This window comes from Sodalis sp. RH24 (genome assembly GCF_047324145.1).
Classification (GTDB): Bacteria; Pseudomonadota; Gammaproteobacteria; order Enterobacterales; family Enterobacteriaceae; genus Acerihabitans.
The window spans coordinates 3,991,216-4,012,015 of sequence record NZ_CP178729.1 but is presented as its reverse complement, the minus strand read 5'-3'; the positions used below and the strand labels follow the sequence as shown (position 1 = coordinate 4,012,015).

Sequence of the window (20,800 nt, the reverse complement as noted above, 5' to 3'; positions counted from 1 at the left end):
CACGGCCGGCCCCTATAGGGGGTCGTCATCAACCAGATGTTCGCGGATCATGGTAAGGAACGGCATACCGAAGCGATCGAGTTTACGATTGCCGACGCCGTTCACCCGCAGCATGTCCCCGGGCGTCACCGGCAGCTGTTCGGCCATTTCCAGCAGCGTCGCGTCGTTAAATACCACGTACGGCGGCACGTTGGCCTCATCCGCCAGGGATTTGCGCAGCTTGCGCAGCTTGGCGAACAGCTGGCGGTCATAATTGCCGCCATAGGTTTTCGGCGCGGTGCTGCGCGCCTTAAGGTTGGGCAGCCGCGGCTCGGCCAGCATCAGCGGCACTTCGCCGCGTAACACCGGACGCGCCGACTCGGTCAGCTGCAGCGCCGAATGCTGGGTAATGTTCTGGCTGACCAGCCCAAGATGGATAAGCTGGCGCAGCACGCTGACCCAGTGCTCGTTGGTGCGGTCGCGGCCGATGCCGTACACCGGCAGTTTATCATGGGCGTAGTCGCGGATGCGCTGGCTATTGGCGCCGCGCAATACTTCGACGATATACCCCATGCCGAAACGCTGGCCCACCCGATAAATACAGGACAACGCCTTGCGCGCTTCCTCCAGCCCATCGTAGCGCTTGGGAGGATCGAGGCAAATATCGCAGTTGCCGCAGGGCTGTTGGCGCCCCTCGCCAAAATAATTCAGCAACACCAGGCGGCGACAGGTCTGCGCCTCGGCGAACGCGCCCATGGCGTTAAGCTTATGGCGCTCGATATCCTGCTGCTCGCCGGGGGCCTTTTCTTCCAGGCACCGGCGCAGCCAGGCCATATCCGCCGGATCGTAAAACAAAATGGCCTCGGCGGGCAAGCCGTCGCGGCCGGCGCGGCCGGTTTCCTGGTAATAGGACTCGATATTGCGCGGGATATCAAAATGCAGCACAAACCGCACGTTGGGCTTGTTGATGCCCATGCCGAAGGCGACGGTCGCCACCACCACCTGCAAATCGTCGCGCTGGAATGCTTCCTGCACCTGCCCGCGCCGGTCATTGCTCAGGCCGGCATGATAAGCGTCGGCGCTCACCCCGCGGCTTTGCAGGCGCGCGCTGACGTCCTCCACCTTGGCGCGGCTGTTGCAATAGATAATGCCGCACTTGCCGCGCTGGCCCTGCACATAGTGCCAAAGCTGCTCGAAGGGTTTATATTTTTCCACCAGGGTATAGCGGATATTGGGGCGATCGAAACTACTGATTTGGATTAGCGGGTCGCGCAGGTCCAGCAGGCGCACAATATCAAGACGGGTGGTTTCGTCGGCCGTGGCGGTGAGCGCGATAAACGGCAGGCCGGGGAAATGCCGCTTGATTTGCCCCAGGGTGCGGTATTCCGGGCGAAAATCATGCCCCCACTGCGAGATGCAGTGCGCTTCGTCCACCGCAATCATCGCCGGATGCCACGTGAGTAGCTGCTCCAGCATATTGTCCATCATCAAGCGTTCCGGCGCGATATAGAGCAGCTTGATGCGGCCATCGCGGCAGCCGGTCATCACTTCATGCTGCTGTTCGCGGGTTTGCGTTGAATTCAGGCATCCCGCGGCCACGCCATAGGCCAGCAGTTGATCCACCTGATCCTTCATCAGGGAAATCAGGGGCGACACCACGATAGTCAACCCGTCCATCACCAGCGCCGGAATCTGGTAGCACAAGGATTTGCCGCCGCCGGTCGGCATGACCGCCAGGCAATCCCTGCCGCTCATCACGGCGTTGATCAGCGCTTGCTGACCCGGGCGGAACTGCTGGTAGCCGAAGGTATCATGCAGTATCTGCTCCGCCAGCGCTTCCCGATCTATTACAGCCACCGTTGACACATCTTCCCCAATTTATTACGTTCATGCGCCGGACATTCCGGCGCCTGTAAGAATACCTGCCGGCTTACATAAAGTCGTTAAGCATAAAACCGACCCCGACGCGGGTTTGCCGGTGATCATAATCGATGAGCGACTCGCCGTACCCGCTGAATACCTGGGTATAAAAGCGCACATGGCGGGAAATGGGATAACTCCAGCCCAGTTGGCCGCTGCCGTAGCCGCTGTTCCAGTTGTAGTGGCTTTCAACGCTGAACACGCTTTCACCCCACGCATAGCCTATCTTGAGCCGATAATAACCCAAATACTTGGTGATATCAGGGTTGTCATCGGTGCTACCGAAGGTAAACCAGGGCTTCACTTCCACCTGCCAGTTGCCGTTTTGCGCCATCAGGCGGGTGTAGGCGCGGTCCCAGCTGCGCGAGGTGGGGTCGGATCTGCCGTTGGACTGATGATTGACGCCGACTTCGATATCGCGCAGGGTCCAGCCGGCAAAATCATAATCCGTTGCCCAGCCGAGGAACAGCTGGGGTTCATAATTCGTTTCACGAAACGGCGACGATTCGTCGGTATTGGACGTCTGCCAAAAGGAATGCTGGGTATAGGACGCGCCCAATACGGAATTATCCCCGGCGATGCCGCGCCACAGCGGGAAGCCCAGGCTCAGTTGGAAGTCCAGTTCGTCGCGGCGGGCGCCATCGGCCCAGTCATAGGATTTAATGGCTTCTTTGTTAATATCGCTGGTATAGGTGTACATGACGAAATTGCTTTCATACGGATACAGCACAAAAGCATTATCATGCTCCTGCAGCATATTAGCGATAATACTGCCCCTGACAGCCGGCGCGTCGTGGATTTTAACCACCGTCGCTTCTTGTGCATTCGCAAACGTCGTTGATCCTAAAAAGAAAACAGCGGCTCCCAACAGCTTACGCATATATTTTTCTCCGAAGTGCGCAATGTAAGAATGCATAAAACCCATGCAAGCGGATCATTTTACACACTATCAACTATTTCTTTTAGCGAATTACACACTATTCGTACATGCATGTAAGCGATCGCTTGCACTTAAAATCCTATGGCTGCCGCCTGCGGCGCCCTATCAACGCCTGCGCCGCGGGAAGGCGCCGGCGATGATCCGCAGGTGAATAAGTCATAACTTTCGCTTATACTGGCCAGCTTATTTTTGCTAACCAGGTTAACCCATGAATGAAACATCCACGCGCCAGGGCGTGCTATGCGCGCTGGGCGCGTATCTTATCTGGGGGTTGGCGCCGGCGTATTTCAAACTGATCCAACAAGTTCCCGCCACGGAAATCCTTACCCACCGCATTATCTGGTCGGTTTTTTTTATGCTGGCGTTGCTGACCCTGTGCCGTAAATGGCGGCAGGTGCGCGAGGTATGCCGCCGACCCAAGGCGCTGCTGCTGCTGGGCGTGACGTCATTGCTGGTGGGCAGCAATTGGCTGCTGTATATCTGGGCGGTTAATCATCACCATATGCTGGAAGCCAGCCTGGGCTATTTTATCAATCCGCTGGTCAATATATTGCTGGGAATGGTATTTCTCGGCGAACGCTTTCGCAAATTGCAGTGGCTGGCGGTAGGCCTGGCCATCTGTGGCGTGCTGATACAGCTGTGGAAATTCGGCTCGCTGCCCTGGATTGCCCTGGGCCTGGCCTTCAGCTTTGCGTTTTACGGCCTGCTGCGCAAAAAACTGGGCGTCGACCCGCAGACCGGCATGCTGATCGAAACGCTCTGGCTGCTGCCGGCGGGCGCCTGGTATCTCTTTATCTTCGCCGACAGCCCCACCAGCCATTTGAGCGCCAATCCGTGGCAGCTCAATATGCTGCTGGTGGCGGCGGGCATTATCACCACCATACCGCTGCTGCTGTTTGCCGCCGCCGCCAACAATCTGCGCCTCTCGACGCTGGGCTTTTTCCAGTATCTCGGCCCGACGCTGATGTTCCTGCTGGCGGTGGTGTTTTACGGCGAAGCCATGACGGAGGACAAGCTGTTCGCCTTTGGATTTATCTGGCTGGCGCTGGCGGTGTTTATCTTTGACGCGGCACTCACGCAGCAAAAATCACGTCATGGGCGGCACGGCGTGGCGGGAGATAAAGCGCGCCATGGCCGGGCCGATCAATAAAATCGAGAACAGCCGCAGGCTTTGCATCGCCATGACAAAACCGATATCGGCGTGGCTGCCCGCGGCGATAATCGCCACGGTATCCAGCCCGCCGGGGCTGGTGGCGAGATAGGCGGTGAGCAGATCCACCGGCAGCACCAGCGTCAGCACCCAGGCCATAAACCCGCATAACAGAATTAATCCCACGATGGACGCCACCATCTGCGGCAGCGTTTTTAACGCCAGCATCACAATGGCGGGGGTAAAGCGTAGCCCGACGGTCCAGCCGATAAACGCATAGGCCAGCGCCAGCAGCCATTCCGGCACCTGCATCGTCAGCGTGCCGGTGATGTGCAGGGCGGCGCCGGCCAGCATAGGAATCAGCAGCGCGCCGGCGGGAATATGCAGTTTCCGCCCCAGCCAGGCGCCGGCGACGGCAATGGCCAGGGTGGCGGCAAAACGGTAATCGAGCGCCGGAAACCATATTACGTCCGCCGCCGCGACACCCTGTTCCCCCATGCTGATATGCGCCACCAGGGCCGCCGCCGCCGCCACAAACAGCACGCGCAGATACTGCATGAACGCCACCAGCCGCACATCCGCGCCGAACTCCCCCGCCATGGCCACCATGGCCGACGCCCCGCCCGGAGACGCCCCCCAGGCCCCGGTAGGGCCAGGCAGGCTGCTGAACCGCACCAGAAGCCAGCCCGACAGGCCGCTGGCCAACAGGGTCAGCGCCAGCACAATCAGCACCAGCAGCCAGTCGGAGATGAGGACATGCAGGATCGTGGGGGAGAGGGTCAGGGCTATCATGCAGCCCAGAACCGCCTGGCAGCCGACAAAAATGCGCGGGGGAATATCAATGGTGGCGCCGCAGAGCGCCATGACCACCCCCACCAGCATCGGTCCCATCAGCAGGGCGGCCGGGAAGTGGAAATATTGCAGGGTAAATCCCAGGGACAGCGAGCAAAACAGTAACACGGCCCATTGGGCGGTAAGCGGCAAATGTTTCATCGGCAACGTTCGCAACGTTTATCAGGTGCGCTAAAGCAGGATGTTTTAGCCAGGCCATCCTGTTTTATCATATTCGCCCGGCGGGGCAATCATTTATCGTACAATAATATCCGTTGAACCGCCGCCGCTATAGCCAGTTCTTGCGCTTAAAGTAGAGATAAGGCGCCAGTCCCGCCAGGATCATCAGACCGATGGCGCCGGGATAACCAAACGACCATTTCAGCTCGGGCATAAAGGTGAAATTCATGCCGTAGCTGGAGGCCACCAGGGTGGGAGGCAGGAACACCACCGAGACCACCGAGAAGATTTTGATGATGCGGTTTTGCTCGATATTGATAAACCCCATCGCCGCCTGCATCAGGAAGTTCACCTTCTGGAACAGCGATTCGTTGTGGGGCAGCAGGGACTCGATATCGCGCAGGATTTCCCGCGCCTGCTCCAGCTGCCCCGACGGCAGCCGCGCCTTGCGCACCAGGAAGTTGAGGGCGCGCTGGGTATCCATAAGGCACAGCCGTACCTTCCAACCGACGTCTTCCAGCTCCGCCAGGGTGGAAAGCGCCTCGTCGTACTCGTCGCCCTGGTGCCCTTCCATAATAACCAGGCTCAAGGCTTCCAGATCGCTGTAGATATTTTCTATTTCGTCGGCCAACTGCTCGATTTTCGTTTCAAACAGATCCAGCAGCAGCTCGTAGGCGTTGCCGTCGGTAAGCCGCTGGCTGCGGGCGCGCATGCGGTAGAGGCGGAATGCGGGCAGCTCCCGCTCGCGCAGGGTATAGAGGCGCCCGTCGCGGATGGTGAACGCCACGGTGGCGTTGCCGGCGTGATCTTCGGCGTCCTCGTAAAAAAAGAAGGAGTGGATATGCAGCCCGTCTTCGTCTTCGAAAAAACGCGCCGACGCCTCGATATCCTCCAGGTCCAGCCGGGTCGCCAGGCTTTGGCCCAGCTCATCCTGCACCCGGTCCCGCTCATCGTTGCCGGGTTCAATCAGATCCACCCAGACGGAATCAGCTAACCTGTCGGCTTCATCCAGCTCAAGGCGGGACAAGCGATTGTGATCCAATTTAAACGCGTTAAGCATACGCCATAGCTTCCTTAGCGGTGACAATCGGGAAACGCATTAGAAAGCAGAAACCGGGGGTGAGAATGTCACCGGCAAGTTTCAGACCATCACAGATCTGACTCAGAGCGACACATAAACGCGGGTCGCTGACAACCACTGAGGCCATCAGCAATAGGGATAGCCTTAGTGGGTGTACCTGATAAACAGATTAACGAGCCAGTATCTACTGGGGGCGTCCAAGGCGTAATCCTCTAATCATAATAGTGCGCGCATGTTACGCCGAGATGAAAAAGACTGTCAATACGCAAGCGGCGCAAAACTGTATATTTCGCGTACGATCGGCTGATTTAATCAGTAACCGCGCGTGAACGGACCCGTTAGCCGAAACCAGGGGGATTATACCGTTTCCAGGCGGGCGTAAGCCGCCACCAGCCACTTGATGCCCTGACCCTGGAAAGCAATCTGCAACCGGCTGTGCTCGCCGGTGCCCTCGAGGTTTATCACCGTGCCTTCGCCGAACTTGGGATGGCGCACCCGCTGCCCCAGCGTAAATCCGCTGTCGTTTTCACTGACCGGGGTACCCATGCGCTGATGGTTGGCCGGCCGGGTGACGCTTGCGCGCAGCCGCACCTCCTCGATACATTCCTCGGGCAGTTCGCCGACAAATCGCGAGGGCCGGTGAAAGGCCTCCTTGCCGTACAGCCGGCGGGTTTCCGCGTAGGTGATGGTCAGCTTTTCCATGGCGCGGGTGACGCCCACATAGGCCAGGCGGCGCTCTTCCTCCAGCCGACCACCCTCGTCCAGGGACATTTGGCTTGGGAACATGCCCTCCTCCATGCCGACGATAAACACCTGGCGGAATTCCAGCCCCTTGGCGGAATGCAGGGTCATCAGCTGCACCGCGTCCTGGTTGGCATGGGCCTGTCCTTCCCCCGCCTCCAGGGCGGCGTGGGATAAAAACGCCTGCAGCGGCATCAAATCCTGGTCTTCATCCTGGTAGCTGTACTGCCGCGTGGCGGTCACCAGTTCCTCCAGGTTTTCGATGCGCGCCTGGCCCTTCTCGCCCTTTTCCTGCTCATACATGATCCACAGGCCCGAGTTCCTGATCACCCGGTCCGTTTGCACATGCAGCGGCAGGTCGACCGTTTCCTCCGCCAGGGCATCCACCAGTTCGACAAAGCGCTGCATGGCCGACGCGGCGCGCCCGGCCAGCACCCGATCGCGCAATAACTCGCGGGTTGCCTGCCAGAGGGTCAGTTGCCGATCCCGGGCCGCCTGGCGCACGACGTCCAGCGTACGGTCGCCGATGCCGCGCGTCGGGGTGTTGACCACGCGCTCGAACGCCGCGTCGTCATTCCGGTTGGCGATCAGGCGCAGGTAGGCCAGCGCGTCCTTGATTTCCTGGCGTTCAAAAAAGCGCTGGCCGCCGTAAATGCGGTAAGGCATGGCGTTTTGCAACAGCGCCTCTTCCAGCACCCGGGACTGGGCGTTGCTGCGATAGAGGATAGCGCTGTCGCTAAGCGCATTGCCCGTTTCCTGCCAGGTGCGGATGCGGTTGACCACAAAGCGCGCCTCGTCCAGCTCGTTGAACGCGCAGTAAACCGAAATCGGCTCGCCCTCGGCGTCCTCGGTCCAAAGGTTTTTCCCCAGCCGGCCGCCGTTATGGGCGATGAGGGCATTGGCCGCTTTGAGGATATTGCTGGTGGAGCGGTAGTTCTGCTCCAGGCGCACGGTGTGGGCGCCGGGAAAATCATCCAGGAAGCGCTGGATATTCTCCACCTGCGCGCCGCGCCAGCCATAGATTGACTGGTCGTCGTCGCCGACAATCATGACGTTGCCGCTATCGCCGGCCAGGAGCCTTATCCAGGCATACTGGATGCGGTTGGTGTCCTGGAATTCGTCCACCAGGATATTGCTGAAGCGTTCGCGGTAGTGCTTGAGAATATGGGGTTTGTTCAGCCACAGCTCGTGGGCGCGCAGCAGCAGTTCGGCAAAATCCACCAGTCCCGCGCGATCGCAGGCTTCCTGGTAGGCCTGGTAGATGCGCAGCCAGGTGGCCTCCACGGGGTTGCCGTAGCTCTCCACATGCTGCGGGCGCAGGCCCTCGTCTTTTTTGCCGCCGATATACCACATGGCCTGGCGCGGCGGCCATTGCTTCTCGTCGATATTGAGCGCGCGGATAATGCGCCTGAGCAGCCGCAGCTGGTCCTCGCTGTCGAGGATCTGGAAATCCTGCGGCAGATTGGCGTCCATATGATGGGCGCGCAGCAGGCGGTGGGCCAGGCCGTGGAAGGTGCCGATCCACATGCCGCCCTGGGCGGTGCCGATCAGATGTTCGATGCGATGGCGCATTTCCGCCGCCGCCTTGTTGGTAAAGGTCACCGACAGGATAGAATAGGGCGAGCAGTTCTCCACCGACAGCAGCCAGGCGATGCGATGCACCAATACCCGCGTTTTGCCGCTGCCGGCGCCCGCCAGGACCAGCAAATTGCCGCGCGGCGCCGCTACGGCTTCGCGCTGTTTGTCGTTCAGGCTGTTGAGCAGATCGGAAACGTCCATAGAAGGCCTTCTTTATCCGGCGTTAAGGTACTGGTTATTTATACAGACATAGTGAGGATTATAACAAGGCTGTCAGGGAAGCCAACTGCGAAATTTCAATATGAGGCAACAAACGGGCATCCGCGGCCTGGAAAAAATTGCCGCCGCGATCGTTTACCCAGCACGCCTGCAGGCCCGAAGCGACGGCGCCGGTGATATCGGCGGTTAAATCATCACCGACGTGCAGGATGTTTTCCGGCGCCAGCCCCAGCCTTTGCGCCGCGATATGATACATGTCCCGGTACGGTTTGGCGCGTCCGTCGGGACCGGCGCGCAGCACAAAAGCAAAATAGCCGCCCAGCCCGCAGGCCTCGGGGGAGGCGTTGCCGTTGGTGATGGCCACCAGCGGCCAGCGTTCGCCCAAAACGCTTAAGGTCCGGTGGGTGTCGGCTGGCACATCGATGTCGCTGCGCCAGCGGGCAAAACTCGCCATAAAGGCGTCCGCGCCGGCCCGGGCCGCGCGCGCGTCCAGCCCCTGGTTGCGCATGGTCAGCTCGACCGCGCGCCAGCGCCACTGGCTGACGTCATGGTAGATATCCGGCTCGCGCCGGCGCAGCTCGGCGCGGATGCGCTGGAAGTGGCCGGCGTCCAGATCTTTCAGCGCCGGATGGTACCGTTGCAGGAAAAGCGTCGATTCCCGCTCGGTACGGGCGATAACCGGACGGTTATCATACAGCGTGTCGTCCAGATCGAAGGTCAATGCGCGAATCTCGCGCAGGGGGCGATAAAAATGCATCAGCTTTTACCTCGTTTGGCTCGTGGATGCGCCGCATCGTAAACCAATGCCAGGTGCTGGAAATCAAGGTGGGTATAGATCTGGGTGGTGGATACATTGGCGTGGCCGAGCAATTCCTGTACCGCGCGCAGGTTGCCGCTGGATTCCAGCATATGGGTGGCGAACGAATGGCGCAGCTTATGCGGATGGACATGGCTCTCCAGTCCCTGTTTGACGCCCCACTCGGCAAAACGCTTTTGCACGTTGCGCATGGAGATGCGCTTGCCGGTCCTGGCGACAAATACCGCGTTATCCACCGGGGCGAACCGCTCACGCAGCGCCAGCCAGTGCTCCAGCCAGACGATGGCGGTCTTGCCCAGCGGCAGCTTGCGTTCTTTGTTGCCCTTGCCCACCACCCAGACTTCGCCCGCCGCCAAATCGATATGGCCGCGGTCCAGGTTGACCAGCTCCGCCAATCGCAGGCCGTCGCCATACATCAGTTCCAGCATGGCGCGATCCCGTACCGCCAGCGGATCGTCGGTATTGATATCCAGCAGACGGTTCACTTCGTCCACATCCATGTTTTTCGGCAGGTGGCGGCCGCTGCGCGGCGCCGGCACGCCTTTGGCCGGATTGGCCTTCAATTCGCCGCGTCCGACCAGCCAGTCGAGAAAGCTGCGCAGCGCCGAGAGCCGCAGCGCCAGGCTGGCGGCCTGCAGACCGCGGCGTTTGCTGCGGGTGGCCATCGCGCGGACATGGGTCACGTCGAGCTGGGGCCAGGCGGTCAGGCCCAGCTCGCCGGCTATATCGATCAAGGCGGTTAACTGGCGATCGTAACTGGACTGCGTCAGCGGACTGAGCTGCCGCTCCACCCGCAGGTAGCGCAAAAACGCATCCACCTCCGGGCGCAGCGGCGAGACCTGGAGGGTCATGAACGCCCGACCCAGCGGGCCAGCAGGCCGGGCAGCAGGATGGCCAGTTGCTGTAACAGCACCGTGCCCATGCCGGACTGATAATGCTGGCTGTCGCGGCTGGTAAAGGTCAGCACGCCCAGGTCGCCTTTTTCCCCCATCAGGGAAATCGCCACCGAGCCGACCTGCCGCGCCTGGGGCAACAGCTGCAGCAGTTCGGGGCCGTTCAGGCCACCCAGATAATGGTTGCCCTGCCCCAGCCGCTGGATGCGCAGGGGCTCAAACGCGGTGCGGGAAATGCCCAGGTGGGTAAAATCCGACGGCGCGCCGATATACCATTTATCGGTGAACAGCCTGACATGCGCCCCGGACAAGCCCAGGCCGCGCGCCCAGCGCTGCAGGCGGTTAAGCATATCCAGCAGGCTGTCGGCGGCCGCCAGATCGGACTGCAGATGCAACAGCCGGTTAAACAGCTGCTCGTTGGCGCTCGCCTGCTCCATCAACAGGGTAATCTCTTCCTCCAGCTGGCGGATATGATTACGCTGGCGGGCCAGTTGCCACTCCAGCAGGGAAACGCTGCCCCGGTTGACATGGGGCACGCGCATCTGCTCGACCTGGCAAGCGTTGCGGATAAAAAAATCCGGGTTTTCCAGCAGAAATTGCGCCACCGTGCTGTCGTCCAGCCGCGCCGCGGTCTCCAGTTGTTCCCCGACATGCTTCATAGATGTATAAATCCGTCGTAGATATGGGTTGCCGGCCCGGTCATATACAGCGGATTGCCCGGTCCTTTCCAACTGATGTCCAGCGTGCCGCCCGGCAGGTCGACGCTGACGCGCTCCGCCAGCAGCGCCTGCTGAATGCCGATGGCCACCGCCGCGCAGGCGCCGCTGCCGCAGGCGCGTGTTTCCCCGGCGCCGCGCTCGTAAACCCGCAGGCGGATGTGCTGCGGGTCTATCACCTGCATAAAACCGATGTTCGCCCGCTCCGGGAAACGCTCGTGGTTTTCAAGCAGCGGCCCCAGCGTCTCCACCGGCGCGGTATCGATATCCTCCACCGTTATCACGCAGTGGGGATTGCCCATGGATACCACGCCGCACAGCACGGTTTGCTCCGCCACCCGCATGATATAGGTCTTTTCCGCCTTGGTGGCGCGGAAGGGCACCATCTGCGGGTCAAAATTGGGTTCGCCCATATTGACCCTTACCAGTTCATCATCGGTAATGGTTAATATCATACGGCCGGTTTGGGTACTGACGTGTATTTCACGTTTGTTGGTTAAACTTTTCATCCTGACAAAACGGGCAAAACACCGCGCGCCGTTGCCGCATTGCGCCACTTCGCTGCCGTCGGCGTTAAAAATACGGTAATGAAAATCCAGTTCCGGGTCGTAGGGAGGCTCCACTACCAGCAGTTGGTCGAACCCGACGCCATAATGCCGGTCCGCCAGGCGACGGATCAGCTCCGGCGAAAAGTAGACATTTTGCGTCACGGCGTCCACGACCATAAAGTCGTTTCCCAGACCGTGCATTTTGGAAAACTGCATAATTCACTCCGCTGAGTAACCTTACGCGCAGCATAGCGCGTCTCTAAAGCCGATGCGACTGAATCGCGGTTACGGCTGCGCCGACGTCGAGGCGCCACCGGGATTCGCGGTTTGCACAGGCGTTGGCGTAACCGTCCTGGCGGGTTTCGGTTTGGCGGTGGTTTTCTCGGCCGGCGGGTAATATAGCGGACCTTTCAGCCCACATCCGTTCAATCCCAGAACTAAAAACGCCAGGGTAATAAGGCGTAACGGGTTTTTCATGCGCTTAGCTACCTGTTATTCATACTTTCAGGCTAACTATCATCGCAGTTAGATGCTGAAAAGCAATAGGAATCGAATGCCGGCGCCGCCGGGCGCCGGGCATCGGCGGGGGGAAACAGGCGCGCCACACGGGCGGGGCGGCTAGTTCAACCGTGCCTGCTGCGGCAGTGACGACGCGTCATGCTCATAGGCCGGCGCGCACAAATGGGACAGTACGCTGCTGCGAAACGGCACCACCTGGATACGGCCGTCCAGCTGCACAATCTGGTAAAACTGCGGCAGGTTGAAGTTGATAAAGCTGGAACCGTAGGTGAAGCGGTCGTGGGACGACGAATAAAAACGGCTCACATCGCGCACCAGCTCTTCCTTGCTGCCTTCGCAATGGTGGTAAGCCTCGACCCGGTTGGTCTCGTCCAGGATATAAATGTTAAAGCCCTGGTCGTCGGCGCTGTCTTCAAAAAAGAACTGGATTATGCCTTCGCTGGCGAAACCGTCCACCACCGGCGGTAAATGAATTTTTTCCGTTTCCATCTGGATCGACAGGCCATGCAGCTTATTGTTGGAAATGGCGCCGTAGAATTCAATGGCGTTTTCCAGTTTCTGCACCGAGACGCTCAGGCGTTCAAAAAACAATCCCCAGGTCTGGCCGGCTACCCGGACCGCTTTAAACCGCGCCGGATCCTGGCGGGTGCTGGATAGACGCAGTTCGATGCAATCCGCCACCAACTGCTGCACCCGGGTGCGGATAAGTCCGCGCAAATGCTGGCTGTAGCAGAACACTTCCACCGTATCAGGCGGCGCGGCGTCCTGATGCATCTTGCCGAGGATGGTTTTCAACGCTTCCAGTACCGCCTGCTCGCCGTTGAAATGCAGGGTGCGCACCTCATTCCACGAATTGCGGTACAGCAGGTCGATACTGCCCACCAGGCACTCCTGCTGTTGGCCGAAGCTGAACACGTCCAGCTTGCGGAAATCAAAATGCACCACCTGGTTGCGGAAAACCGCGGTCGGATCGTGTTCAAGGTTGACGATGATCGCCAGATGGCGGATTTCGCAGGGGCTGTAGAGCGCCTTGGGCGTCGGCGCCGGCACCCGCAGCGGGAAATTGCGCGACACATCCGCCACCAGTTCCTGCAGCCGGGGCAGATCGCACAGGTCGCTGCCCTTGATATGCAACTGGGTCTTTTCGGTCAGCAGGCCGTTAAACCACGCCCAGGCCACCAGCTTGTTCAGGTAGCGGTTATATTCCAGCGGCTGGTGGCTGATGATGGATTCCATCGCCGGCGACTGGTTATACAGGTACCAGCCGGCCCGGTTGGCCCGGCCCTGGGGCACATGGATAAACGTGAGGTTCGGTTCGGACAGATCGGGGGAGATCTGCGGGTTAATCAGCGTCACCTTGCCCGGCAGCGCTTCAAACGCCGCGTAGAGTTTACGGGTCAGCACCCCGATATCCTGCGGGCTGGCGCTGACGCTCAGGTTATTGCGGCGCGCAAAGCGAATCAGGTTACGGTAGCTTTGCATCATGGCGTCGAGCAGTTCGTTATGCGCCTCACGCACCTGGCCGATTTTCCAGTTGGCGCGGTCGTCGAGCATGCTCAGGCGCGCTTCGTCCCAGCCCCACTCCTTGACCTGCTGGCTTAGGATCTCGCGGCGCCAGACGACGCTTTCAGGCGTCAGCGAGAGCTTTTCGCAGACCTTGAGGTAGAAACAGCGCCGCACCAGGTCCAGCCGGGTGGTGTCGTTAATCTGGGTCAGGTAGTGGGTCACGCGCTCCAGCATCATGCAATAAGGATCGAGGCCGTAGGAGACTATCTCGCCGTCGTGCAAATGCTGCTTGATATTCATGGCCAGCAGCTGGGTATGGGGATATTCCCAGGAATAGGCCTCCAGCAGCAGGGTCTTGAGCACCGCTTTGTACGGGGAATCGATGCTTTTATACAGTTGCCACAGGCTGGCGCCGAAATATTCTTCGGCGGACAGCGTGCCCAGCCCGCCCAGATCGAGCCATTCATTGGGGGTCAGCGCGCCGCGGGCATAAAGCGACATGACGTAATCGTCATAATGCTCTTCTTCGTCGCCCGGCACCATATTCCATAAAATGCGCTTGCCGGCCATGCGCACCGCGGTGCGGTAGAATTCGTCCAGCAACAGGATATGCTGGGTGGAACCGCAGTCTTCATCACCCAGGCTGCCGCTTTCGTTATGGCGGAAGCGGTTTTCATCAATCAGGAAGAAGTTGACGTCCACGCCCTTGGTGCCGGCCCATTTTTCCAGCAGGGCGCATTTGCGCTGCAACTGATAACGTTCTTCGTTATCCAGCCAGGACTGATGGCAGACCCAGATATCCAGGTCGGAATTGGCGTTCTGCCCGATGGACGAGGTGCTGCCCATGGAGTAAACCCCGGTGATCGGCCTTTCCCCGCTGGCGGGCGTCACCATCGGCTGCGCGGACTGGCGCTCAATATCGGCTATCCAGGCGGCCTGGCTTTCATCGCACGTGTAGAAGCAAACGCCGCACGGAACGTTACCTTCTAGGTAACCCGGAAGCATTGGATGATGATAATGTAATAAGGTTGGCAGCAGACTGTAGACTTGCTGAAAGGCCGGCCCCATGGCCGCCAACGCCCGATCCACCCGTAATTGGTTGATCGCGTCCAGTCTCTGTTTCAATGTCTCGATGTAGAAGTACAAGACGTCTCGCCTGGTTATCCCGGTGCCTAAGAGCCTATTTCCATACCCGGCCGGAGTGTTGTTTTGAAGATGGGTCGGCCGGTAATTGCTGGAAACGTGATCAATTTAACACCTTGCTGTTTGACCGTAAAGAAAGTTAAGCTACCCGTTAATTATAACACTTTTCCCCGCGGCAACCTTTAATTCCCGATTATCGGCACTTCACCCCATGCCGCCATCACCGGATCCTGATAACTTACAGCGTTTTACTATCGATGGTAGAATGGTTAAAGAATGTGAGAAACGGTAACCCAGAATGCAAGATACCCTGATACGCATCGCCACCCGGCAGAGCCCGCTGGCGCTATGGCAAGCACAGTATGTTCAGCGCCAGCTGCAGCTTCATCATCCCGATTTACGGGTGGAACTGGTACCCATGGTGACCCGCGGCGACATTTTGCTGGATACGCCGCTGGCCAAGGTGGGCGGCAAAGGGCTTTTTATCAAGGAGCTGGAGCGCGCCCTGCTTGAGGATCGCGCCGATATCGCCGTGCACTCCATGAAGGACGTGACCGTCTCATTCCCCGACGGGCTGGGGCTGGTGACCATTTGTGAGCGCGAGGATCCCCGCGACGCCTTCGTCTCCCCGGCCTACGCCAGCCTGGACGAGCTGCCGCCGGGCGCCGTGGTGGGCACGTCCAGCCTGCGCCGGCAGTGCCAGGTACGGGAACGCCGTCCGGATCTGGTGATCCGCGATCTGCGCGGCAACGTGGGCACGCGCCTGGCCAGGCTGGATCGGGGCGAATACGATGCGATCATCCTGGCGGTGGCCGGACTGAAGCGCCTGGATCTGCAGGATCGCATCCGTACGCCGCTGGAACCCGAGCTGTGCCTGCCCGCTGTCGGCCAGGGGGCGGTCGGCGTGGAATGCCGTCTGGACGACCGACGTACCCGCGCGCTGCTGGCCCCGCTGCATCACCGCGCCACCGCCACTCGCATCAGCGCGGAGCGCGCCATGAACGCCCGTCTTGACGGCGGTTGCCAGGTGCCTATCGGCAGCTACGCCGAAATTCAGGGCGACCGGATCTGGCTACGCGCGCTGGTGGGCAGCCCCGACGGCGGCAGGGTTATCCGCGCCGAAAGCAGCGCTCCCCTGGAGGAAGCGGAAGCGTTGGGCATCCGCCTGGCGGAGGAATTGCTCAGGCAGGGCGCCCGGGAAATCCTCGATCAGGTCTATGCGGCGGAAAACCAGGATTCGCCGCAATGAGCATCCTGGTCACGCGCCCGTCCCCCGCCGGCGAAGAGCTGGTGAACCGCTTGCGCGCGCGCGGCCGATCCGCCTGGCACCTGCCGCTTATTGATTTTGCCCCCGGAGACGAACTGGCCCGGCTGCCCGAACGCCTGGGCGCGCTGCGGCCGGGCGATCTGGTGTTTATCGTCTCGAAACATGCGGTCAATTATGCCCACCCGTTTCTGACCCGCCGGGGCCTGTCCTGGCCGGAAACGCTGCAATACCTCGCAGTCGGCCGCACCAGCGGCCTGCTGATGCACACCGCCTCCGGCCTGCCGGTGGACTACCCCCACGACGGCGAAAGCAGCGAACATCTGCTGCGCCTGCCGTCGCTACAGCGCGTCGCCGGACTGCGGGCGCTGATCCTGCGCGGCAACGGCGGGCGGGAAGTACTGGAGGAGACGTTGCGGCAACGTGGCGCCGAGGTCGCGTATTGTGAATGCTATCAGCGCAGCCCGGTGCATTACGACGGCGAACAGCAAAGCCGGCGCTGTCAGCAACTGGGCATCAATACTTTGATCATTACCAGCGGCGAAATGTTACAACAATTCTATACTTTAATTCCTGAGTACTATCGCGTCTCATGGCTGTTGCAATGCCGGCTGGTCGTGGTGAGTGAACGAATCGGGGCTTTAGCCCGCCAATTGGGCTGGACGGACATCGTCGTAGCAAACGCGGCAGACAACGATGCGCTTATGCGTGTGCTGCTCTAAATCTAATCATGGGATAGGCCAATATGACGGAACACACTACTCCAACGACTCCGCAGGAAGATGCAACCCGAGCGGCGGATACGCCTAAGCCCTCGTCATTCGCGCCCGGCGATACGGCGGCGGGTACCGCCAAGGCCAATCCTCCGGTCGGCGGGACGAAGGCCCCCAAGAGCGGCAAAAAGCCCCTAGGCGTCATCCTGGCGGCTATCGCCATTATCCTGTCCCTGCTGCTGGCCGCCGCGCTCTATATGTACGGCGTCCGGCAGGCAAAAACGCAAAACGCGCTGAATCAACAGCTGCAATCCCGCATCGAGGCATTGCAGCAGGCGCAGCAACAGCAGCAGCAGCAATCCCAGGCGGCGTTGCAGCAGCAGGGCCGGCAGCTTGGCGCCGCCCAGCAGCAGGCGGCCGTCCAGGACAGGCAGTTAAGCGAATTGCGTGATAAAGTCGCCACCATCTCCGGCTCCGATGCCAATACCTGGCTATTGGCCCAGGCGGATTTCCTGGTCAAGCAGGCCGGCCGCAAGCTCTGGAGCGATCAGGATATCGTCACCGCCGGCGCGCTGCTCAAGAGCGCCGATGCCAGCCTGGCGGATATGAACGATCCCAGCCTGATGAACGTGCGTCGCGCCATAACCGAGGATATTGCCGCCCTCTCAGGCGTCAGCCAGGTGGATTTTGACGGGATTATTCTGAAAGTGAATCAGTTGTCAAACCAGGTGGACAACCTGCGTCTGGCCGACAACGACAGCGATGAATCCCCCATGGACAGCGACGGCGGCAGCGAGCTGTCAAGCTCGGTGCGTGAATGGCGGCAAAACCTCAGCAAAAGCTGGCACAACTTTATGAATGACTTTATTACCATCCGCCGTCGCGATACCAGCGCCGAGCCGCTGCTGGCGCCAAACCAGGATATCTACCTGCGTGAAAATATCCGCTCGCGCCTGCTGATTGCGGCGCAAGCGGTGCCGCGCCACCAAAATGAAATCTACCGGCAATCCCTGGAAAGCGTCTCTACCTGGGTACGCGCCTATTTCGACGCCGATGATGCCAATACCCGCGCCTTTCTCAGCGAACTGGACGACCTGAGCCAGCAGAATATCAGCATGGATGTGCCGGCACAGTTAAGCAGCCAGCCGCTGCTGGAGAAACTGGTGCAGACGCGCGTGCGCAACCTGCTGGCGCAGCCGTCGGCCGCGGTTGCTAATGCCCCCGCCGCTCAGGGAGAATAAACGATGCTACGCGTATTGTTGCTGTTCATCCTGCTGATTGCCGGGATTGTGATCGGGCCGATTATCGCCGGCCATCAGGGTTATGTACTGATCCAGACCGATAATTACAATATCGAGACCAGCGTGACCGGTCTGGTGATTATCCTGATTGTGGCGCTGGTGGCGCTGTTTATCGTGGAGTGGGTGTTGCGGCGCGTTTTCCGTACCGGCGCGCGTACCCGCCGCTGGTTCCTGGTGCGTAAAAACCACCGTGCCCGCAAACATACCAAAGCCGCGCTGATGAAACTGGCGGAAGGCGATTACCGGCAGGTGGAAAAATTGCTGACCCGCAACGCCGACCACGCCGATCAGCCAGTGGTCAATTACCTGCTGGCCGCCGAGGCGGCGCAGCAACGGGGCGACGATATTCGCGCCAACCAGCATCTGGAGCGGGCCATGGAGGCGGCGGATAACGATCAGCTGCCGGTGGATATCACCCGGGTGCGCATCCAGCTGGCGCGCAATGAAAACCATGCCGCCCGTCACGGCGCCGACCGTTTGCTGGAGATCGCTCCGCGTCATCCGGAGGTGCTGCGCCTCGCCGAGCAGGCGTTTATCCGCACCCGCGCCTGGCAGGCGCTGCTGGATATCCTGCCGGCCATGCGCAAAGTGCGGGTCTATGAAGAGAGTAAAATCCAGTCGCTGGAGCACCAGGCCTACAGCGGATTGATGGACCAGATCATGGAGAACGAGGGCAGCGAGGGCCTGAATAGCTGGTGGCGCAATCAAAGCCGCCGCACCCGCAACGATCCCCAACTACAGATCGCGCTGGCGGAACATCTGATCGTCTGCAACGATCATGAAACCGCCCAGGCTATTATCGTCAAAGGATTGAAGGACCATTACAACGAACAGCTGCTGTTGCTGGTGCCGCGCCTGAAAACCGGCGATCCGGAGCAGCTGGAAAAAGTCCTGCGCCAGCAGATCAAGCAGCAGGGCGCGTCCCCATTGCTTAACAGCACCATGGGTCAGCTCTTGATGAAGCGCGGCGAATGGCAGGCCGCCGCCGACGCGTTCCGCGCCGCGCTTGCCCAGCGTCCGGACGCCCATGACTACGCCTGGCTGGCCGATGTGCTCGATCGCCTGCGTCTGCCGGAAGAGGCCACGCAAATGCGCCAGGAATCCATCAACCTATCGCTGCAAGCCCCGCAGCAGGCGCAGCCCGTCCCGCAGCCAGACCCGGCGCTGAAACCTTTGCCATAGGTAACCCGCCCCGGTTTGGATTAAAAAAAACACTTGCCATCACGGCAAGTGTTTAACAAGGTCAGGTCATAAGACAACAGTTTGGCGCCTCACTCAACGTTTTGTCCGAAGGTTCTGATGAGGGACTCATCATGGAGCTGGACAATAGGCGCCACAAGTTTGGCTCTGCGTCATTCCGGGGTTTATGAGGCGTAAACGCGAACATAAGAGGGTGGAATGAGCATCTACAACAAGGGTAGTGCAGTTTGCGTGCCAGGACAGGTTTTGCCGCGGGATATTTTTTTACCCGCGGCTGAAGCGCATCAATAAGGGTACGGCCGGCCTCATTCTTTCCGCATCATGGCTGCGAATAACAATATCAACATATTGATAAACAATAACTTAAATTGATTTCGCCGGACTTTGCCCGCCATCGCCGTGCAAATCATTGCCGCCTGCCGGACAGACGATAACAGACAGGCCGCGCTTATTGCGCGGACGCCGCCGGCGGAACCTGTTACCTGTGAGAGACACAAATAGGCTGAAATAATTATTTATATTTAATTCAAATGGTTATATGTCTCTATTTCGAGACATATACCCCTAGAGTATACGCAACGCCGCCCGCGCTAAATATATAATGACTTCTCCCCCAGCGGCCGGGTTTTAAACCGCCGGTGCAGCCATAGATATTGGCCGGGGGCTTTCATGATTTCAGTCTCTATCACCCGGTTGACATAGTTGGCGGCCGCCAGGCTGTCGTCGTAAGGGTAGTTTTGCAGCTCCGGCGAAATAATTAACTGGTAGCCCAGGCGGTCGGGTTTGCGGATGACCACGGCGCTGACCAGCTTCGGCCGGGCCAGCTTGGCGATGGTAAAGGTGCCGTTGGTGGTGGCGGTTTGATTGACGCCGAAAAACGGCACAAATACGCTGCCCTTCGGGCCGTTATCCTGATCCGGGGCAAACCAGACCACGCCGCCGCGTTTTAACGTGTGTACCATGCAAACCAGTTTTTTACGGCTGACCAGGGAATTCCCCGAGCGGGAACGGCCCCACTTCTGCACCAGTTCCATAATTTTGCTGTTATGGGGACGATACATGACGGTCATGGGTTTGCAGTGGCCTAAAATACGAAAATGCAGCTCCAGCGTCATAAAATGCACGCCGATAACGATAACCCCATTTTTCTCCCCTATGGGGGAATCCAGGTTTTCCAGGCCGACCACATCGAACCATTTTTTTATACGCTGGTCGGACCAAAACCACGCCATTCCAGTTTCCATCAGGCCCATGCCCAGGGAAGAAAAGTTATCGGCCAATTTTATTTTGATTTGTTCCGGCTCGAGAGTAGGGAAACTGAGCTCAAGATTACGTTTGGCGATGGCAACGCGCCTTTTTAAAAAGCGCATGGATAACAACCCCATACCCCCGCCCAGGCGCAGTAGCAGCGGATAAGGCAGCTGCACTAATAAAAACAACAGGCCAAGCCCCAGCCAAAGTAACCAATACCTGGGGTGCATATAACTTAACGGCAATAGCCAACGTTGGATCATAGGGATGGTTCCGCAGCACGGGACGGCGTCAATAATTCGGCATAGGT

At 59.5% G+C, this 20,800-nt stretch carries 17 protein-coding genes; 5 read left to right on the top strand and 12 right to left on the bottom strand.

All coding sequences use genetic code 11. The features are described 5' to 3' along the window. Positions 1–12: 12 nt before the first annotated feature. Together recQ and pldA are read right to left on the bottom strand one after the other, a co-directional pair. Positions 13–1,845 carry an ATP-dependent DNA helicase RecQ gene (recQ, locus tag ACL2XG_RS18090; protein ID WP_410013189.1) on the bottom strand — a complete coding sequence of 611 codons (1,833 nt, stop codon included), beginning with the start codon at positions 1,843–1,845 and terminating at the stop codon, positions 13–15. A gap of 64 nt (positions 1,846–1,909) precedes the next feature. Next, entirely contained in the window at positions 1,910–2,779 is an 870-nt protein-coding gene (gene pldA / locus ACL2XG_RS18085) for a phospholipase A (RefSeq protein WP_410013188.1), read from the bottom strand. A 268-nt stretch (positions 2,780–3,047) separates the two neighbouring features. Here pldA and rarD point away from each other — a divergent pair, with 268 nt between their 5' ends. Continuing rightward, positions 3,048–3,989 carry an EamA family transporter RarD gene (rarD, locus tag ACL2XG_RS18080; RefSeq protein ID WP_413721593.1) on the top strand — a complete coding sequence of 314 codons (942 nt, stop codon included), beginning with the start codon at positions 3,048–3,050 and terminating at the stop codon, positions 3,987–3,989. Here rarD and ACL2XG_RS18075 read toward each other — a convergent pair. From ACL2XG_RS18075 to ACL2XG_RS18035, 9 genes are all read right to left on the bottom strand, one after another. Continuing rightward, on the bottom strand, positions 3,927–4,982 hold the full coding sequence (locus tag ACL2XG_RS18075) for an AbrB family transcriptional regulator (RefSeq protein ID WP_410013186.1): 1,056 nt from the start codon (positions 4,980–4,982) through the stop codon (positions 3,927–3,929). The two genes, rarD and ACL2XG_RS18075, sit on opposite strands and share 63 nt — an antisense overlap. Before the next feature lie 127 nt (positions 4,983–5,109). Continuing rightward, positions 5,110–6,060 (bottom strand): magnesium/cobalt transporter CorA, encoded by a 951-nt coding sequence (gene corA, locus ACL2XG_RS18070; protein ID WP_410013185.1) that lies wholly within the window; start codon positions 6,058–6,060, stop codon positions 5,110–5,112. A gap of 378 nt (positions 6,061–6,438) precedes the next feature. Further along, positions 6,439–8,601 (bottom strand): DNA helicase II, encoded by a 2,163-nt coding sequence (gene uvrD / locus ACL2XG_RS18065; RefSeq protein ID WP_410013184.1) that lies wholly within the window; start codon positions 8,599–8,601, stop codon positions 6,439–6,441. A gap of 58 nt (positions 8,602–8,659) precedes the next feature. Then, positions 8,660–9,376, bottom strand: a complete 717-nt coding sequence (gene yigB / locus ACL2XG_RS18060) for a 5-amino-6-(5-phospho-D-ribitylamino)uracil phosphatase YigB (protein ID WP_413721594.1) — start codon at positions 9,374–9,376, stop codon at positions 8,660–8,662. Beyond that, positions 9,376–10,287 carry a tyrosine recombinase XerC gene (xerC, locus tag ACL2XG_RS18055; protein WP_410013182.1) on the bottom strand — a complete coding sequence of 304 codons (912 nt, stop codon included), beginning with the start codon at positions 10,285–10,287 and terminating at the stop codon, positions 9,376–9,378. Before xerC ends, yigB begins: the two co-directional genes overlap by 1 nt. After that, positions 10,284–10,988 carry a DUF484 domain-containing protein gene (locus ACL2XG_RS18050; RefSeq protein WP_410013181.1) on the bottom strand — a complete coding sequence of 235 codons (705 nt, stop codon included), beginning with the start codon at positions 10,986–10,988 and terminating at the stop codon, positions 10,284–10,286. Before ACL2XG_RS18050 ends, xerC begins: the two co-directional genes overlap by 4 nt. Then, positions 10,985–11,809 carry a diaminopimelate epimerase gene (dapF, locus tag ACL2XG_RS18045; RefSeq protein ID WP_410013180.1) on the bottom strand — a complete coding sequence of 275 codons (825 nt, stop codon included), beginning with the start codon at positions 11,807–11,809 and terminating at the stop codon, positions 10,985–10,987. The genes ACL2XG_RS18050 and dapF overlap by 4 nt, the downstream gene beginning before the upstream one ends. Before the next feature lie 69 nt (positions 11,810–11,878). Next, positions 11,879–12,070 (bottom strand): LPS translocon maturation chaperone LptM, encoded by a 192-nt coding sequence (gene lptM / locus ACL2XG_RS18040; RefSeq protein WP_410013179.1) that lies wholly within the window; start codon positions 12,068–12,070, stop codon positions 11,879–11,881. Between the two features lie 141 nt (positions 12,071–12,211). Then, positions 12,212–14,764 carry a class I adenylate cyclase gene (locus tag ACL2XG_RS18035; protein ID WP_413721595.1) on the bottom strand — a complete coding sequence of 851 codons (2,553 nt, stop codon included), beginning with the start codon at positions 14,762–14,764 and terminating at the stop codon, positions 12,212–12,214. Positions 14,765–15,059: 295 nt separating this feature from the next. Here ACL2XG_RS18035 and hemC point away from each other — a divergent pair, with 295 nt between their 5' ends. From hemC to hemY, 4 genes are read left to right on the top strand one after another with little or no spacing between them, the layout of a single operon-like run. Continuing rightward, positions 15,060–16,010: a hydroxymethylbilane synthase gene (hemC, locus tag ACL2XG_RS18030; RefSeq protein WP_410013177.1), complete on the top strand. Its 951-nt coding sequence runs from the start codon at positions 15,060–15,062 to the stop codon at positions 16,008–16,010. Further along, positions 16,007–16,747 carry a uroporphyrinogen-III synthase gene (gene hemD / locus ACL2XG_RS18025; protein WP_410013176.1) on the top strand — a complete coding sequence of 247 codons (741 nt, stop codon included), beginning with the start codon at positions 16,007–16,009 and terminating at the stop codon, positions 16,745–16,747. The genes hemC and hemD overlap by 4 nt, the downstream gene beginning before the upstream one ends. 23 nt (positions 16,748–16,770) lie before the next feature. Beyond that, positions 16,771–17,979, top strand: a complete 1,209-nt coding sequence (gene hemX, locus ACL2XG_RS18020; RefSeq protein WP_413721596.1) for a uroporphyrinogen-III C-methyltransferase — start codon at positions 16,771–16,773, stop codon at positions 17,977–17,979. Between the two features lie 3 nt (positions 17,980–17,982). Beyond that, positions 17,983–19,221 carry a protoheme IX biogenesis protein HemY gene (gene hemY / locus ACL2XG_RS18015; RefSeq protein WP_410013174.1) on the top strand — a complete coding sequence of 413 codons (1,239 nt, stop codon included), beginning with the start codon at positions 17,983–17,985 and terminating at the stop codon, positions 19,219–19,221. A gap of 608 nt (positions 19,222–19,829) precedes the next feature. Here hemY and lpxL read toward each other — a convergent pair. Next, positions 19,830–20,753 (bottom strand): LpxL/LpxP family Kdo(2)-lipid IV(A) lauroyl/palmitoleoyl acyltransferase, encoded by a 924-nt coding sequence (gene lpxL, locus ACL2XG_RS18010; protein ID WP_410013173.1) that lies wholly within the window; start codon positions 20,751–20,753, stop codon positions 19,830–19,832. Between the last annotated feature and the right edge of the window lie 47 nt (positions 20,754–20,800).